Raw genomic sequence first — 16,549 nt, 5'->3', positions numbered from 1 at the left:
GAAAATGCGGAATTATTGGTTTTGGAAACGGGAGATGCAGAGTATCCCGTGTCTCTAGTCCTCGATGTGAAAAATAACGATGGAGTATCGGCTAGACAGTTGGTTGATAAATATGATGTTGCTGGTTCGCCGCCTAAGGTCGAGTCGATATTTTTTTATCCGGTTCAGGATGTAAAGAATGTCTTTGTTTTGGTTTCTTGGGAAATTAACCATAGAGGCATGGGGGCCTACGGTACGCTGTATCAAGTTTATGCCTATGCGCGACATAGCAATGGTAAGTTGATCCCCAATCAGTTGATTCAGGCTAATAGGTACTTAAGCGGGATTGACGGCTTTAGTGACGGTCGGAAAAGCCCTCTGGGTTGCCGACGCCGTACCCACCGCCCCGCGCGCAACAAGTCTGGTGGCTCGCTCTATTCGGCGCCACGCTGCAAAGCTATTCCCTCTACATGCTCGGCAGGATTTCTCGATTTGAATGGCGGGTTATTTCAAGGGATTTGAAGTGAAAAGATTGCTGCTGTTGGTGATTGGCGTGTTGCCGTTGACGGCTCACTGCGAGGTTGTGTCGGAGAATCTGTGTTTTGAAATGGGTGACGGGAGCCCTGTGAAATTCGAGCTTCGAACCTACTACGACACTACGAACAAGTTGGAGGGTGGCTTTGTTAAGTACGCGTCATCCGGTGTTCCGATACCTCTGGTTTTAACCGACAGCCAATCTGAAGAAGTGAGCCCGGATAGGCCAGGGGAGCTCACAAGAACATGGTCTGAAGTGCTTGAGGGAAAGGTGACGGGTACATACGAAATGGTGAGTCAGGGGGGGATGATCGTTTCGATGAGCTACACGAATAAGTCGAGCGGAAAGGAATACGGTTTTTTTTATACAGCCACCGAAGTCTCTTTGGAGAAAGGCTGCCAATGGGAATAATCGGTTTGCTCAGGAGTTACAACATGAAAGGACTGTCGATTTTATTGGGTTGCATCCTGACCGGTGCAGCCTCTTTATCTTTCGCCGCCGATCCATCCTTCACGGACGTCACCGTCACCGAAGTGTTTGCTGGTCCAAACCAAGCCCTGGCGCCCCAGGAAAACAGCAACCAATGGATGGATCAAGCGCGAGCACAAGCCCTCGCCGGCAAGGTCAATTTCGCCGGGCACTACGTTCTGCACAGGGTGGGCTGTGGTGGCAGCACGATGTGTGTCGAGGTGCTGGACGCGCAGACCGGCGAGGTCGCGACGGGTCTGCCCAATGCCTACGACGGCAACTTGCTGACGCTGTCTTACCAGCCCGACAGCAACTTGATCATCGTCTCCGGCATCACCGCCAATACCGAAAAAGATATGAAGGGTAAACGGCTGAAGAACCGCGACCGAACTCGCTATTACGAGTTTGTGAACAACGAATTCCGGCTGTTGAAAATCACCGATTCATAAGCGATTTGGCAAAGGGAGTTGTCTTTGAAAAAGTTAGTGATGCTGATGTTATTGGCCTTCCCCGCATTCGCTCACAGCGAAGTGGAAACGGAAATTTCCTGTTTTCGATCCCAGGAGGGCAAGGACATAAAGTTGGAGTTCAGGGCCTACAGTGATCATGCCGCCAAGTGGAGCGGGGCGGGGGCCAAGTATGCGACGTCCAAAGAGTCGATCCCGCTGGTTTATAAAAGTACCGAGCAAGAAGAAATGTCCGACGGCCGACCTTTTCAATCCACCACTACCACCACGTGGGTCGAGGTCGTTGGCGGCGCAGTCACGGGCGAATATGTCATGGTCCGTCAAGGGGCGCTGATTTACGGCATGGCGTACACCAATGCCAAAAGCAAGAAACACTATGGGTTTGAGCATCACCCGCAGATTGAGTTTTCTCCCGAGAAGGGGTGTCAGTGGTGAAGCTGCATACCTTGAAGATTTCAATGTACCTGATGGCGCTGTTGAGTTTTGGCGCTGGCGCCGCTGAGTTTGTTCTTCCACACGCAACGATCTGTGAGCCTTACGGCAAGACGCCCGGCAGTTGTTCCGTCGCTTTGAATGCAGACGGCTATATTTTAGATGCCAACTCAGGAAAGCGATTGTTCGATGCCCCGGAAGACACTGGCGCGATGTTTACCAACGCGCTGTATCGATCCGGCAGACAGTACATCCTGGACAGTGAGAATTACTCTTCGGCCAAATCGCGCCGTTGGGTGGTTTTCAGCTATGACGGTAAAGAGATCGTCCTGAACCATATCTATATTTTTTCCTTGGATATCTCTACACAGATTGGCCCGTACTGGCATGGCTATGACTGCCGTCCGGCCAATGCGAAGTTGGTTGCTGGAGCGGGGCAGGGGCTTCTGGATTCCGCCATCAACACCCTTTGCAAGGACGTTGAAGCCAGCGTGGTAACGGTTGCGGATCAACCCCCTGCATCTTCGGCCACCGGTTCGTTGGCGGTCAGTGTCCCGGTGTACAGCGACGGGCAACGCAATGGCGCGTCAACTTATGTGTTCGAGGGGACTGACGAGCCTGAGTTTCTGAAGATGGCGTGTGATTCCGGCTGCGCGCTTCCCTTGAAAGAAACAGTTTCGCTGAGTACGGGTGAGGTCGTGCAGCCGAGTTCCAGCGCCCATCAGCCAACGGTGATCAAACAGCAACAGGCCAGTTTATTGGGTGATGCGTCCCGTCAAAACGTGTCTGTGCTGTCCGGTGATGCTGGGGCAGACTTCCGCCGTCTGCAGATCACACCTGAACACGGCACCGGTGACGACATCCTGCTGGATACCTCCAAGGCATTGCCGTTGATCGAGAGCCAATACTCGACGGCCATGAGCGATGTCTTCAGCGTCAGCGTAATAAACAACCCGGCAGGCGTGCTGAAGGTCATCGATATGCAAGGCGAGTCCGTGTCGGTCAAGCAGTCTTCTGCCGAAGCCGGAAACGCCCTTGTGCTGGTCAGCAGCGAAGAAGATAACGCCGTTTATAACTTCAACCTGGTGTTTCGCTACAACAAAAGTTCCAGGCAGTTCGAGCTGAAAAATGTATTACAGGTCGTCAATAACGAGTCCTGTGATCACTCGGTTGTCAGTGTTGAAGAAGTACCCGAAAGCCTGATCGGTGAAATGTCTTTGGCATCTTTCGATGGGCGCAAGGTGTTTGAGCAGCTCTCTGGCTTGCGCATTAAATCTGCCGGTGACAACAAAAAACTGATGATGACTGACGTCGCGGAACAGCTCGACAAGGCGTTGGCGCTGTATCGAAAAGGGCAGACCGAGGCCGTTTCGACGGTGATGGCGAATTTCCTGATGGATGGAGGCAGCGGTCACTGTTATCCGCACAGCTACATCGCGCAAAAGTATGACTTCGCTCAATCGCCAGGCTGGTCTAACGACGTCGGTTTTCTATTGGGTGAGTCCGGCTATTACGATGAGTCCATTGTGTTGTTGAGCGCGGTTATTGCCAGAAACCCCGGCAGAACAGTGACCTATCTGAACCTCGCGGATAGTTACTGGGGCGTGAAAGATAAAGTGCGGGCGGCGCAGGCTTACAAGCGGTATGCCTTGTTGATGACCAGCGCGGCCAAGAGGTCGAAGATTCCTGATCGAGTGGCTGAGCGCAGTAAGGGAACGGTGGAGTAGTAAGCGAGCAGGCTGTTGCGAATCAAAAAACTGAAGCTTGGCATTAGATTTGTTTCAAAAAAGGCGAAAGCACAGGGGCGGTTGAAAGATGAAAGCGGCTACTAATATTTTGATGTTTGCTGTTGCAGTGCTTTTTGCCAGTATTTCAATGGCTCAAAACAGTTTGGCGCTTTACGTTTCCGATTCAGGAAGTGCAGCTTTAACGGAGGTGCAAGGACGAACTTCGTTGCTAGTTCTTGCTGGGGGAAACGATAATGGGCAGGCTACGTCAGGTAGTTGCGTAATCGCAGCAAGTTTAACAGCTGTAGAAGGAGGCTTTAAAGGTAACCTCTTTCCAGTCAGCACGGGCATAAACAGTTATAGTGAAGAACAAGCGCAGGGGAAAAAAATAAACGTTGAGAGTGATTCCGCGGCGATAGTTATAACTGATGTGGATGATGTGGGTATTTGTGCATTAGATAATAGTCTGGTTAATCGCTATGGAAAGATTCTGCTCAATGACAAGAAACATAAAATTGTTTATTCGGAAATGATTGGTCTCGCTCACGCCAATGCTCTGTCGTTGTTTAAAAGAGGAAAAAAAGAGGAGGCGATCATCGGGCTTTCTGCTTATGCGGAAAATTATAAGTCTGCTTGGCTGGCTGACAAAGAATTGGCTGATGTAGTTGTATCAGCGATAAATGATTATGCCTATTTTCTACAGGAGAATAATCAAGCAGCGGAATCGATCCCGCTTCTAAAAGATATCGTAACTGCTCAGCCAAATAGAGCGGTTGCTTGGTTGAATTTGGCGGATTCAAACTGGGCGGTTGGCAATAAAAATGATGCCGTAAAACAATATTCTGAATATAAAAAACTCATGCTGTCGGTAAACAAAAAGTCGAAAATTCCATCGCGAGTATTTGAGCGCTCTGAAGCTTCTTCTAGTCTTTAACGAAAAAGGGAAAAGGGAATGGATTTGTTTAGTTGCGCTCGGCACTTTGTGGTGCGGTCGCCGATAAATAAATCTGTCCCATTTTTCTTAATTTATTAAGAGGCAGAGACAGTGATTAAAGTCGCCGCTTTGTATTTATTGTCCTCGTTTTTTCTGGCGAACGCTGGAGAGAATCTTGTTGTTGAAAGCAATGGTTGTGTGATGAAGGTAAAAGATTTCGCTGGTTTCTCATCTGGGAAAACAAGTGAGGGCGAGACTATTGTTAAATACAAATATAAAGACGGTAGGGTGCGGGATATTAAGGTCGGCTGCGAAGATATGACTCTGGCGGACGCAATAGCTGGCGATTATGCGCAAGAGAAAGATGGATTGAAAGTTGGGAATGGATCGCATCCGCTATCAAAAGCAAACCTCTACTCTGGTAGCAATTGGTCTGGAGTAGAGGGCGTATACTTTTTAGGTTCCGTTTGTTTTACCACATCATTTGAGGCAGGCAGGAATCATGTTTTTTTTATAGAGACATGTGGCGAGGAAAAGGAAACTAATGAGTTGAGGAGAAGCTTTCTGTCGTTGCTTAAGCACGCTGAGACTTATTACGTTGAACCTGGTGATAAATAACAGTTAGTCGGAGGGGTGAATTTGGTTTTGTAGTTGGGGATAAAATAAGTCTGTCCCACATTTTTAAAGGTGGCAGTAAATGTTTAATAAGTGCTGTGTGATCACATGTTTGGTGTTTTTGCTCACTGATACGAGTTATGGAAATACAGCGCCGTTGAAAATTGTTGGTTTTAAAGGTGGTTCTTTAAGCTTTAAATATTATGAAGAGAAGTATGGGGGGTGGAATGATGTGCAATATCAAGGCTCCACAGATGGGTTCAGCATATACTCGCTCCCAACTCAATTGGCGGGTTATGAGAATGGAGTCGTTGCAAGCTCAGATATAGGTCTTGTCTCTGGCGATAAAAAATATGTGATAGTGCAGCGAACAAATACCGGAGAAGTAGTCGATGGGGAAGGGAGTGAAATAGTTTCCTCTCCGGTATACTGCGATATGGTTTCGCTGGAAACTGGCTGTGTCGAAAATGTGGGTTCAGTTCAGCAATGTGACGGCGCATGGCTGGACAACAAATGGAAAAGTGCGGAAGGAGGGGTTTTCGAATTTTCTAATGGGGGAATTTCTCCGAAGCAACTAATCTCTGATGTGGTTGGCGTGTCTGAGAATGAGTCGCGCGCTAGTGCATTAAGAGACTCTGTTTTCATGGGAATTGCCTCCTATATGGCGTGCTATCCACCTGAAAAAAATATATCTGAATATAATGACATTGCGTTCTACTTTGCCCAAGGTGGCGAGCACCTTTTGGCAATGCAAATTTATAATCGTTTGTTGGCTGTTGCGGCGGATAGAGTGCCCTTGAAACTTAATGTTGCTGATTCTCTCTGGGTACTTGGAAAGCATGATGAGGCGAAGCCGTACTATGCTGAATATCGAAAGGCGATGAGGAAGAAAGGTGTTGCAAGTAAGGTTCCTAAGAGAGTTGAGGAACGTTTGAATTAGTAAGGGTGGCGTTATTTATATACAGTCTCTCGGGAGACTGCGTTCCTTTGTCGCGGGAATTTCAACTGATTGAATTATGGAATTGAAGACAGTGAAACGCTTTTTTTTGTGCTTTGTTTGCGCGTTAGTCTGCTATGTCACTCTGCTGCTTTCGCCTGCGCTCGCTACTCCGCAGGTTATCAGGAAGATTCCGGTCAGTTTAATGGGTGATGCATCACGTCAAAACGTGTTTGTGCTGACTGGTGATACCGATGAAGCTTATCACCGACTGCTGATCGCGCCTGAGCCTGGGGCCAGCGACGACATTCTGCTGGATACATCCAAAGCGATACCGTTAATCAAAAGCCAATACTCGGCGGCCATGAGTGAAGGCTTCAGTATCAACGTGATCAACAGTCCGGCAGGTGTGCTTACGGTTGTCGATATGCAAGGGGAGCCCGTGTCAGTCAAGCAGTCTTCCGCTGAAGCAGGGGACGCGCTTGTGCTGGTCAGTAACGAAGAAGATAACGGCGTTTACAACTTCAATCTGGTGTTCCGCTACAACAAAAACTCAAAACAGTTTGAGCTGAGTAGCCTAGTGCAGGTAACCAACAACGAGTCCTGTGATCGCTCGGTAGTCAGTGTTGAAGAAGTACCCAAAAGCATGATCGGCGAAACCTCGTTGTCGTCGTTCGATGGGCGCAAGGTGTTTGAGCAGTTGCATGACCTGCACGTTAAGCGACCCGCCGAGGGCTACAAAAAACTGATGATGTCGGATATCGCGTACCAGCTCGACCAAGCGCTGGTGCTGTATCGAAAAGGGCAGAAAGAGGCCGTTTCGACGGTGATGGCGAATTTTCTGATGGATGGGGGCGAAGGCCACTGCTATCCGCACAGTTACATCGCGCAAAAGTATGACTTCGTTCAATCGCCAAGCTGGTCTAACGACGTCGGTTTTCTATTGGGCGAGTCCGGCTATTACGAAGAATCCATTGAGTTGTTGAACGCGGTTATTGCCAGAAACCCCGGCAGAACAGTTGCCTATCTGAATCTCGCGGATAGTTACTGGGGCGTGAAAGATAAGGTGCGGGCGGCGCAGGCTTACAAGCAATATGCCTCGTTGATGACCAGCGCGGGCAAGGGGTCGAAGATTCCTGATCGAGTGGCTGAGCGCAGTAAAGGAGCGGTGGAGTAATGGGCGAGCAGGCTGTGGCGAATCAGAAACTGGAGCTTGGCAGTAGCGTAGGGGCCCAGCAGTGAGCACAACACTTAAGAGGCTTGCGATGGCGTTGACGGGCTTCGTTTTAGCGGCGTCGATGATCTCGGCGAATGCTCAGGAAACCTGCAACCACGACAGCTTCACCAATCCCGATTTGATCACTTGCGGTCAGCAAAGCCTCGAGAAAGTCGATGCCGTCTTGAATGAGCAATACAAGAAAGCAATGGCCAGTTTGGCTCCCGCAGACAAGAAGCAACTGACCGACGTGCAAAGAAAGTGGGTGCGTTTCAAAGAAACGTATTGCGAAGATATCTATCAGTCCGCTTTACCGGGAGCTGAGGCGCCAATCGAGAAGCTTGCGTGTTTGGCGCGTGCAACCAATGCCCGGTTGGGCGAACTCATTTATCTACAGACAGGGATGCCGAATGATGGCTTTTACAAAGCTGCATCGCTGATGGCAGGGCCGGATCGAGAAAACGGCCTAAAGGCCTCGATCAACCTGCTAGGCGGAGTTGAATTCGACGATCCGGTTTGGAAGCAATACGCCGATGCGCAGTGCGACATGAGTTTCCGCATGTTGCGCGAAGACCTCGCCTATTGCGCTGTACGAATGCGTTTTCAGTTACCCATGAACCGCTAAAAAAATGACAGGTTTGAACTCGCTGCCCGAGACAGGCTGTCGAGTTAGGGATTATCGAGAAAGGGGACGCCAAGTCCCCTTTTTTACGTCGATTGATGCGCCGCCATCGCCAGCAAGCCGGCTCCTACAGGTCAGCTGACTCGGCTTTGTTGCTTGGCGAAAATCGCCGCCATTTCCGGTTCATCCAGATGATCCAGCGCTCGCTCAACCAGCAAATGCACCCCGTCGGCCATGCGGCTGAGCGCCAGGGCTACGGAGCGGCGTGAGCCTTCCACGCCGTCGGCCAGGTCGGCGGCGATGGCGCTGATGGACAAGAGGTCTTCCGAGGCGTTGGCGAGGAGGGTTTCAGTGTTGATGTCGGGGCAGACGCTGAAGAGGTCGCCATTGCGACGTTTGGATTTTTTATCAGGATGTGTTCCGAGGTGATGGTCGAGGGCGCGCTCGGCGGCTTCGTGGAGTTTTTTGGAATCGAAGGATTCGTAGGGGGATGTGGTCTCGTATTCGGGAACATTGGGCGTCGGATTGGTCATTGGTGTAAATCCTTGGAGTTAATGAAATTTTTCTCCGGTTTCGGACTTGCACATCCGGTCGCCGATTTCGCGGCAACGAGCAAAGGTTATCGATGAAGATTAGAGATGCCTAGTTCATGAACAGCGCCACGTGTTGAAGGAAATGTCCGATAGAACCGAGCGTAGAAAGATCAAAAGTCCTCGGCTTTTAAACATCGACGTTTAGTCAATGACTTGGTAGTCATCAGCGTCAAAAATACCGGCATCTTCTTCTAACACTGCACAACAGTGGCGTTCCTGCTCGAAGCCGCTACACTGCGCCGGCCGTTCATTTTTCTCTTGAGGCTGCACGTATGAAATTTCGTTTTCTTCTGTGGATGCTGGGTTTGTTGATGGGTAAGGCCAGTCGGACTAATCCTGCGTTTCAGCAGCAGTTGGGTGACAAGGAATTGGTGTTCCAGCTACAGACCCTGGACGGGAAAGTGGCGCGGCATTTCTTTGTGAAGGATCAGCGCATTACCAGCAAGTCGGGTGTGTATGCCGAACCGGCGTTTGCGATTGCGTTCAAGGATGCAGCGTATGGCTTTGCCACGATGCAGGCGAAGAACAAGCAGTTGGCGTTTATGACGGGGATTCAGGACAAGTCGATTCAGATCAAGGGCAACCCGGTGTTGGTGATCTGGTTTCAGGGGTTGACCAAGTATTTGAAGCCGCGGAAGGCGAAGGCTAAGGCTTGAGAACCTTGATCAAGACTGGGTGAGGGGGCTTTTGTGGCGAGGGAGCTTGCTCCCGCTGGGCTGCGGAGCGGCCCTAAAGCCTGAGACCTTGGTTGTATTTGGCACACCGCGTTGGCTGGGGTTGCGACTGCTGCGCAGTCGAGCGGGAGCAAGCTCCCTCGCCACAGGGGGTGTGGTGGTTCAGTTGGATTGGGGGGATTCTTCGCGGGCAAGCCTTGCTCCTACAGGGATCACCAAAATCCTGTAGGAGCGAGGCTTGCTCGCGATGCTTTTAGGCTTGGGTGAATTGCGACGCGAGTTCACGCAGCAGCACTTCAGCTTCGAGGACTTTGCTGACGACGTCGTTGGCTTTGTCGCGGGTCAAACCTACGCGTTCAAGCAAGGCATCCGGGATGTCTTCATCCGGGCCGGAGCCGATGCCGCGACTACGCAGCAAGCGCACCGCCAGGCACACGAGGTTCGGATATTCAGCGTAGGCGCCGTCGTAGCTCGGATCGTGCTGGAAGCGCAACGCAGTGGCCAGTTCGTCCGGCATGTCCCAGTAGCGCATCAGCCATGAGCCGATCTGTTCACGACTAATGCCCAGCAGGTGTTGCTCCACAAAGCTGTGGCACAGGTGCGGGTTGACCTCCAGGTGGCGGCAGATCAGCGAGAAGTGCGGCGGGAAGACGTGCGCGAGCAGCAAGTAGCCGAAGTTGTGCAGCAGGCCGGCAAGGTAGGTCAGGCCGGCTTCCGGGCGCTGGGCACGGGGCATGGCGCGGGTCAGGCCTTCGATGACGGCGGCGGTGTAGATCGATTGCTGCCAGTACGGCGTGGTGTGTTGCGGGTGGTCTTTGGGCAGGCTGAGGGTTTTGCCCAGGGCCAGTCCCAGCGCCAGGTTGATCACCAGGTCGAAACCCAGCACGCGGACGATCGCATCTTCTACTGAACGAATCTTGCCCGGCGACGCGTAGTACGGCGATGCCGCCCAGCTCACCACTTGTGCGGCCAGGGCCGGGTCGGTTTCGACGACGCCAGTGATATCGTCGATGGTGGCGTTGGGGTCGACGCGCAGTTTGATGATTTTCTGTGCGGTCTCGGCCAGCGGCGGAATTTCGATGGTGGCTTCCAGGCGTTGCTGGATGCGCCGAGCGGTGAACGCCTGGACGGCCTGGGTGATTTCCTCGCGGTCATCGTCGGGGCGGTCGAGGTTCGGGCGGATGCTGGTCAGGTTTTCGCCGAAGTTGGCGGCGCTGGCCTTGGTCAGCATGGTCTTGAAGGCTTCGCTGGTGATTTCCAGCAATACGCCCGGCTCGCCCGAGTTGATCAGCAACTTCGGTTCGCGCAGCAGGCTTTCTTCGTACAGGCACGGCGAGCTGGTCAGTGCCGGCAGGCCGGGCAGCAGGCTCAGGCTGTGTTTGCCGAGCATTTTTTCCAGGCGCTCGGTCGACACGGCAGCGAGGCGGCGACCGGTCAGTTCGGCGAGACGATTGAGGTCGAGCAACTGGCTCTGCGGAAACAGCACCATCAGCGCGCCGACGGCGTCGTCGAGCAATACCGCCTGCACTTTGCGCGAGGCGTTCAGGCCGTGGTGGTCGAGGACTTCTTCGTAGGCGATGCCCAGTTTGGCAAGCAGCAGCCGAATAACAGACGGAGCGTGCGGGGTTTCGGGGACGAGGGCAGCTTCAGTCATGGTCTGTATCCGTATTCAAACAATTGCAGGAGTATAACCAGCTTGTTTAAAGGCATCGTCCAGAATCTGCGACGGTGCTCACACTTGGCCGTATTGCTGCCCATGGCGCAGCCAGCGGTCGAGCAGCGGGCTGACGTGATCCGGCCAGCGCTCCAGCAATGCCTGGGCGGCGTCGCGCACGGCGGGAAGAAGATCGGCGTCGCGCATCAGGTCGGCGACCTTGAATTGCAGCAGGCCGGTCTGACGCGTGCCGAGCATTTCGCCGGGGCCGCGCAGTTCGAGGTCTTTTTCCGCGATGACAAACCCGTCGTTGGTCTCGCGCATGATGCCCAAACGCTGACGGCCAATCTGCGACAGCGGCGGATGGTAGAGCAGCACGCAATGGCTGGCGGCGCTGCCTCGGCCGACGCGGCCGCGCAACTGGTGCAGTTGCGCAAGGCCGAGGCGTTCGGGGTTTTCGATGATCATCAGGCTGGCGTTCGGCACGTCGACGCCGACTTCGATCACGGTGGTGGCGACCAGCAGTTGCAGGTTGCCGGCCTTGAATTCGGCCATCACGGCGGCTTTTTCGACGGGCTTCATGCGCCCGTGGATCAGTCCGACCTTCAACTCGCCGAGGGCGGCGGTGAGGTCCTCAAAGGTGGTTTCCGCCGCTTGGCAGGTCAGCTCTTCCGACTCTTCGATCAGCGTGCACACCCAATAGGCCTGACGCCCTTCGGCACAGGCGCCGCGCACCCGTTCGATGACTTCGACGCGCCGGGTGTCGGTGACCAGCACCGTGTTCACCGGCGTTCGGCCGGGCGGCAGTTCGTCGAGGATCGAAGTGTCGAGGTCGGCGTAGGCACTCATGGCCAGCGTTCGAGGAATCGGCGTGGCGGTCATGATCAGCTGATGTGGGCACATCCGCCCGCCGACGCCTTTCTGTCGCAATGCCAGGCGTTGCTGCACGCCGAAGCGGTGTTGTTCGTCGATGATCACGAGTGCGAGGTTCTTGAACTTCACTTCGTCCTGAAACAGCGCGTGAGTGCCGACCACCATCGGTGTGCCGCTGGCGATCTGCTCGAGCGCAGCCGCGCGGTTCTTGCCTTTGAGCTTGCCGGCCAGCCACGCGACTTCAATGCCCAGCGGCTCGAGCCAGCGCTTGAAGGTGATGAAGTGCTGCTCGGCGAGGATTTCGGTGGGGGCCATCAACGCGACTTGATAACCCGCCTCCAAAGCCTGGAGCGCGGCGAGGGCGGCGACCACGGTTTTACCCGCACCGACGTCGCCCTGAATCAGCCGCAGCATCGGTTCGTGCTGGCTGAGGTCGTAGGCGATTTCGTTGCCGACGCGCTGTTGGGCGCCAGTCGGTGCGAACCCCAGGTTGGCCAGATACTTGGCCGGAAGCGTCGTGGCTTTCGGCATCGCTGGCGCGCGCAGGGAACGCATGCTTTCGCGCAGGCGTTGCTGCGACAGTTGATGGGTCAGCAGTTCTTCGAAGGCCAGACGGTGCTGGGCCCAGTGATGACCGAGGGCGAGTTCGTCGACGTCGGCATCGGCCGGCGGGTGATGCAGGTAGCGGATCGCGTCGGCCAGCGGCGCCAGTTGATAGTCCCGCGCCAGTTCGGTCGGCAGCCAGTCGGGCAGGCTGGTCGGGCCGAGCATCGTCAGGGTTTGCATGCACAGTTGGCGCAAACGCTGTTGGGTCAGGCCTTCGGTGAGCGGGTAGACCGGCGTCAGGGTTTCATCCACGGGCGGCGGCTCGTCGCCGGTGATGGCGCGGTATTCCGGGTGGTAGATTTCCAGCCCCGACGCACCGGGCCGCGCTTCGCCGTAGCAGCGAATCCGCGTGCCGCGTTTGAGGCCTTCTTTCTGGGCGTTGCTGAAATGGTAGAAGCGCAGGCTGAGCCCGCCAGTGCCGTCCTGCAAACGCACGACCAGGCTGCGGCGACGGCCCATGACCACGTCGGCGCCGCTGACGGTGCCTTCGATCACGGCGTCCTGTCCGGGTCGCAAGTGGCCGATCGGCACCACACGAGTGCGGTCCTGATAGCGCAGCGGCAGGTGGAACAGCACGTCCTGGAGATTCTCCAGGCCGACCTTGGCCAGTTTCTCGGCCATGGCCTCGCCGACACCCTTGAGTGCCGTTACCGACACTTGCGACAACTCGGTCATGACAGCGACTTAAGCCGCAACTACCGGCGCGGGCGGTTTGGCCACCGAGCACAGGCGAATGGAGTCAGCGAGGATTTCAATCGCCTTCGGCCGCGGGAAGCTCGCGCGCCAGGCAATGGCCACGGTGCGGAACGGCACCGGCGGTGTCAGTGGCCGCACTTCGATCACGCCGGGGGCGTAGTGGTGGCTGTCGACTGCCGAGAGCGGCAGGATCGAAATCCCGAGCCCCGAGGCAACCATGTGGCGAATGGTTTCCAGCGAGCTGGATTCCACCGTGGTGTGCTTGGCGCCGTCGTTGCCTTTGGTCAGCGTCGGGCAGGCTTCCAGCACTTGGTCGCGGAAGCAGTGGCCCTCGCCCAGCAGCAGCAGGCTCTTGTCGTTGAGCAGGGCGGCGTCGATGGATTCTTTTTGCGTCCACGGGTGCTGGGCCGGCATCAGGACGTAGAACGGCTCGTCATAGAGCTGCAGGGTCAGCACGTCGGCTTCGTTGAACGGCAGGGCGATGATGATCGCGTCGAGTTCGCCGTTGCGCAGTTTGTCGCGCAGCACGTGGGTGAAGTTTTCTTCGATGTACAACGGCATCTGCGGGGCGACCCGGTGCAGTTGCGGGATCAGGTGCGGAAACAGGTACGGGCCGACGGTGTAGATCGCGCCGACTTTCAGCGGGGCGGTCAGCTGGTTCTTGCCGGCCTGGGCCAGTTCGCGGATGCCCTGGGCCTGTTCTAGGACTTTCTGTGCCTGGGCCACGATGCCTTCGCCGACCGGGGTCAGGCGCACGGCACTCTTGCTGCGCTCGAAGATCAGCACACCGAGTTCGTCTTCAAGCTTTTTCACGCCCACCGACAGGGTCGGCTGACTGACGTGGCAACGCTCGGCCGCGTGGCCGAAGTGCTGCTCTTGGGCGAGGGTAACGATGTAGCGTAATTCTGTAAGAGTCATAGCGAGCGTCCATGAAGTTGCGGGCCAAGCATACCGGCTGCAATCGATAGACGCACGTTATCAGAGAGAGTGTGTCGGGTGACACCGGGCAATGCGGGTTTGCCGCTGGCGGATATGCGAAAGGCACCTTTCGGGTGCCTTTTGCAGGTATTTCGCTCGCTGAAGATCTCCTGTGGGAGCGGGTTTGCTCGCGATAGCGGTGTGTCATCCAACATTGATGTCATCTGATACGGCCCCTTTGCGAGCAAGCCCATTCCCACCCTGGTTCAGCGGTGGATTAGCGGCGACGTTCGAGCGAATAAACAAACGGTGCAACGATTTCGATGGAACCGTTGTTCAGCATGTCGGCCGGTGGCTTGGGCAACGGTTGGGCACGTCTGATCATTTCCAGGGTCGCCCGGTCCAGATCGGCGTTGCCGGAGCGGCCCACCAGTTCGAATGACAGTACGTTACCTTCGCCATCCACCACGAAACGCAGACGGTTCAAGCCTTCCTTGCCCCGCGCCTGGGCACTGGCCGGGTACTTTTTGTACTTGGCCAGGTGAGCGAGCAGCGTCCCTTGCCAGCTGGCCTTGGCGGCCTGCTGTGCGGGCGATGGGCCCGGTGCCGGTTGTGCGGATTTTTCCGTCGGTGCCTGGGTCGGTTGCGTGTCGCTCGGTTTTTCCTCGGACGGTTTTTCCTTCGGCGGCTCCGGCTTTTTCTCCACAGGCTTGGGCGGCTGAGGCTTCGGCTTGGGTTTGACCGGTTTCGGTACGGTAATTTCTGCCTTCGGCACTTCGGCCAGTTTCGGGATCGGCAGTTCTTCCACCGGCGCGGGTGGTTGTGGCGGCGTTATCACCTTTGGCGGTGCCGGCGGTGGCGGGGCAGGAACCGGCGCCAGCTCGACCATCATCGCCTGCGGTGGCAGCTCGATGGGTGATTGTGCGGTCCAGTTCATCGCCAGCGCAATGGCCACTGCATGGACGCCCAGCACCACGGCCAGGCTCCCGCTGTAACGCGTCAGCTTATGGCGCGTCGTGATCATTTCTTGACTGCCGTCTCAAGCCCGACCAGACCCACCTTCAGGTAGCCCGCGGAACGCAGGTTATCCATCACGCTCATCAGGTCGCCGTAGTCCACGCCTTTATCGGCCTGGAAGAAGATTGTCGTGTCTTTCTTGCCTTGGGTCCTGGCGTCGAGGGTGGCGCCGAGGGCTTCGGCCTTCACTTCTTCTTCGCCGAGGAACAGGCGCTGGTCAGCCTTGACGCTGAGGAACACCGGTTTCTCTGGCCGTGGCGCCGGTTTGGCGCTGGAGGCGGGCAGGTCGACCTTGATGTCCACGGTGGCCAACGGAGCGGCCACCATGAAGATGATCAACAGCACCAGCATCACGTCGATGAACGGCGTGACGTTGATTTCGTGGTTCTCGGCCAGATCGTCGTCTGCGCCTTCTTTCAAATGCAGGCCCATGGCCGATTACCCCACTTTCACCATGTGCGGTTGCGAGCTGCGCTCAGGCTGGTGGTCGAGGTCGCGGCTGACCAGCAACAGGACTTCTGCCGAGGCGTCGGACACTTGCGCCTTGTAGCCGGCGATGGAGCGGGCGAAGACGTTGTAGATCACAACGGCTGGAATCGCGGCCACCAGGCCCAGCGCCGTCGCCAGCAGGGCTTCGGCAATGCCGGGGGCCACGACGGCAAGGTTGGTAGTCTGGGTTTTGGCGATGCCGATGAAGCTGTTCATGATGCCCCATACGGTACCGAACAGACCCACGAACGGCGCGGTAGAGCCGATGGTGGCGAGTACACCGGTGCCGCTGCTCATGTTGCGACCACAGGCTGCGACCAGACGCTCGAGGCGGAAGGCGACACGTTCCTTGATGCCTTCTTTCTCGCGGCTGTTGGTCGACAGGCGCATTTCTTCCAGCGCGTCATGCACCAGCAAGTTGGCGAGGGTGCCTGCCTTGGTGGCAGACGCGCTGGCTTCCTTGAGGGTGGTGGCCTTTTTCAGGTGGACGATTTCGGTGCGCAGACGACGCTTGGCGCCCATCAGCTCGAAACCCTTGGCGATCCAGATGGTCCAGGTGATGATCGACGCGATAGCCAGGCCGATCATCACGATTTTCACGATGATGTCGGCGTTCTGATACATGCCCCACGGCGACAGGTCATGGGCCATGCCCAGGGAGTTGTCGGCTTCGAGGACTTCAGGAGCGTCTTCGGCAGTGGTGTCTACTGCCTGGGCCGGGTCGGTGGCAGCCGGTGCGGCGTGATCGGCTGGAGCAGGTGCGGCCGCGGCCTGGGTGGCTGGGGTAGCCGGCGCTTGTGCGTCAGCAAATGTGGCGGTTGGCGCCAGCATCAGGCTGAGCAGCAGGGCGGCCACCGCGCTCCAGGCGCGAGGTCGTTTGGTTGGCGAAGCGAGGAATTGATTGCGTGTCATGCTGGCCGGACCTGAGAGAAAAAGACGGTAAATGTTCTTCCAGGCCTCGAAGGCCGAGAACAAAAGTGGTGGGCATTATTGCAAGTAATTCTTGTTAACAAAAGTAATAGAGTATCTTTTTTTCCTTCATCGCTAGCCGCTCGTCCATTGCCGGCGCTAGTCTGTGGCTTTCCGATAGGAGTTTT

The 16,549-nt window shown here is 55.7% G+C and carries 17 protein-coding genes and 1 pseudogene; 11 read left to right on the top strand and 7 right to left on the bottom strand.

From position 1 onward, the window contains the following. Positions 1 to 364 precede the first annotated feature (364 nt). From ACM6IQ_RS01925 to ACM6IQ_RS01880, 10 genes and pseudogenes are all read left to right on the top strand, one after another. Positions 365 to 464: pseudogene (locus tag ACM6IQ_RS01925) on the top strand (cell division protein); the annotation flags it as partial. An 11-nt stretch (positions 465 to 475) separates the two neighbouring features. Beyond that, on the top strand, positions 476 to 925 hold the full coding sequence (locus ACM6IQ_RS01920; RefSeq protein WP_017341509.1) for a hypothetical protein: 450 nt from the start codon (positions 476 to 478) through the stop codon (positions 923 to 925). 23 nt (positions 926 to 948) lie between these two features. Further along, entirely contained in the window at positions 949 to 1,431 is a 483-nt protein-coding gene (locus ACM6IQ_RS01915) for a hypothetical protein (RefSeq protein ID WP_017341508.1), read from the top strand. Positions 1,432 to 1,455: 24 nt separating this feature from the next. Then, positions 1,456 to 1,884: a hypothetical protein gene (locus ACM6IQ_RS01910; protein ID WP_414877959.1), complete on the top strand. Its 429-nt coding sequence runs from the start codon at positions 1,456 to 1,458 to the stop codon at positions 1,882 to 1,884. Next, positions 1,881 to 3,608: a tetratricopeptide repeat protein gene (locus ACM6IQ_RS01905; protein WP_238588306.1), complete on the top strand. Its 1,728-nt coding sequence runs from the start codon at positions 1,881 to 1,883 to the stop codon at positions 3,606 to 3,608. The genes ACM6IQ_RS01910 and ACM6IQ_RS01905 overlap by 4 nt, the downstream gene beginning before the upstream one ends. An 88-nt stretch (positions 3,609 to 3,696) precedes the next feature. Further along, entirely contained in the window at positions 3,697 to 4,542 is an 846-nt protein-coding gene (locus ACM6IQ_RS01900) for a tetratricopeptide repeat protein (RefSeq protein ID WP_017341505.1), read from the top strand. Positions 4,543 to 4,653: 111 nt separating this feature from the next. Continuing rightward, the gene (locus tag ACM6IQ_RS01895; RefSeq protein ID WP_414877958.1) at positions 4,654 to 5,160 is read left to right on the top strand and encodes a hypothetical protein; all 507 of its coding nucleotides are present in this window, start codon (positions 4,654 to 4,656) and stop codon (positions 5,158 to 5,160) included. A gap of 79 nt (positions 5,161 to 5,239) precedes the next feature. After that, the gene (locus tag ACM6IQ_RS01890; RefSeq protein ID WP_414877957.1) at positions 5,240 to 6,097 is read left to right on the top strand and encodes a tetratricopeptide repeat protein; all 858 of its coding nucleotides are present in this window, start codon (positions 5,240 to 5,242) and stop codon (positions 6,095 to 6,097) included. Between the two features lie 76 nt (positions 6,098 to 6,173). Then, complete coding sequence (locus tag ACM6IQ_RS01885; RefSeq protein ID WP_050558267.1) at positions 6,174 to 7,271, top strand: tetratricopeptide repeat protein; 1,098 nt, start codon at positions 6,174 to 6,176, stop codon at positions 7,269 to 7,271. A gap of 88 nt (positions 7,272 to 7,359) precedes the next feature. Further along, entirely contained in the window at positions 7,360 to 7,935 is a 576-nt protein-coding gene (locus ACM6IQ_RS01880; protein ID WP_017341501.1) for a lysozyme inhibitor LprI family protein, read from the top strand. A gap of 131 nt (positions 7,936 to 8,066) precedes the next feature. Here the strand turns inward: ACM6IQ_RS01880 and ACM6IQ_RS01875 are convergent, their stop codons facing one another. Continuing rightward, the gene (locus tag ACM6IQ_RS01875) at positions 8,067 to 8,465 is read right to left on the bottom strand and encodes a DUF6124 family protein (protein WP_017341500.1); all 399 of its coding nucleotides are present in this window, start codon (positions 8,463 to 8,465) and stop codon (positions 8,067 to 8,069) included. A 332-nt stretch (positions 8,466 to 8,797) separates the two neighbouring features. Here ACM6IQ_RS01875 and ACM6IQ_RS01870 point away from each other — a divergent pair, with 332 nt between their 5' ends. Then, entirely contained in the window at positions 8,798 to 9,181 is a 384-nt protein-coding gene (locus ACM6IQ_RS01870; RefSeq protein WP_414877956.1) for a helicase, read from the top strand. 271 nt (positions 9,182 to 9,452) lie between these two features. Here ACM6IQ_RS01870 and ACM6IQ_RS01865 read toward each other — a convergent pair whose 3' ends face one another. From ACM6IQ_RS01865 to exbB, 6 genes are all read right to left on the bottom strand, one after another. Then, positions 9,453 to 10,853 carry an aminoacyl-tRNA deacylase and HDOD domain-containing protein gene (locus tag ACM6IQ_RS01865; protein ID WP_017341498.1) on the bottom strand — a complete coding sequence of 467 codons (1,401 nt, stop codon included), beginning with the start codon at positions 10,851 to 10,853 and terminating at the stop codon, positions 9,453 to 9,455. Between the two features lie 78 nt (positions 10,854 to 10,931). Beyond that, positions 10,932 to 13,007: an ATP-dependent DNA helicase RecG gene (recG, locus tag ACM6IQ_RS01860; protein ID WP_017341497.1), complete on the bottom strand. Its 2,076-nt coding sequence runs from the start codon at positions 13,005 to 13,007 to the stop codon at positions 10,932 to 10,934. Positions 13,008 to 13,016: 9 nt separating this feature from the next. Further along, complete coding sequence (locus ACM6IQ_RS01855; protein ID WP_017341496.1) at positions 13,017 to 13,946, bottom strand: hydrogen peroxide-inducible genes activator; 930 nt, start codon at positions 13,944 to 13,946, stop codon at positions 13,017 to 13,019. A 277-nt stretch (positions 13,947 to 14,223) separates the two neighbouring features. Further along, positions 14,224 to 14,970 (bottom strand): energy transducer TonB family protein, encoded by a 747-nt coding sequence (locus ACM6IQ_RS01850; protein ID WP_414877955.1) that lies wholly within the window; start codon positions 14,968 to 14,970, stop codon positions 14,224 to 14,226. Beyond that, complete coding sequence (exbD, locus tag ACM6IQ_RS01845; RefSeq protein ID WP_017341494.1) at positions 14,967 to 15,395, bottom strand: TonB system transport protein ExbD; 429 nt, start codon at positions 15,393 to 15,395, stop codon at positions 14,967 to 14,969. Before exbD ends, ACM6IQ_RS01850 begins: the two co-directional genes overlap by 4 nt. 6 nt (positions 15,396 to 15,401) lie before the next feature. Then, entirely contained in the window at positions 15,402 to 16,364 is a 963-nt protein-coding gene (exbB, locus tag ACM6IQ_RS01840; protein WP_414877954.1) for a tonB-system energizer ExbB, read from the bottom strand. Between the last annotated feature and the right edge of the window lie 185 nt (positions 16,365 to 16,549).

The sequence above is a fragment of the Pseudomonas sp. IT-P100 genome (assembly GCF_949767185.1).
Taxonomy (GTDB): domain Bacteria; phylum Pseudomonadota; class Gammaproteobacteria; order Pseudomonadales; family Pseudomonadaceae; genus Aquipseudomonas; species Aquipseudomonas fluorescens_B.
The sequence above is the reverse complement of the archived record's forward strand: the minus strand, read 5'-3'. Positions and strand labels throughout refer to the sequence as shown.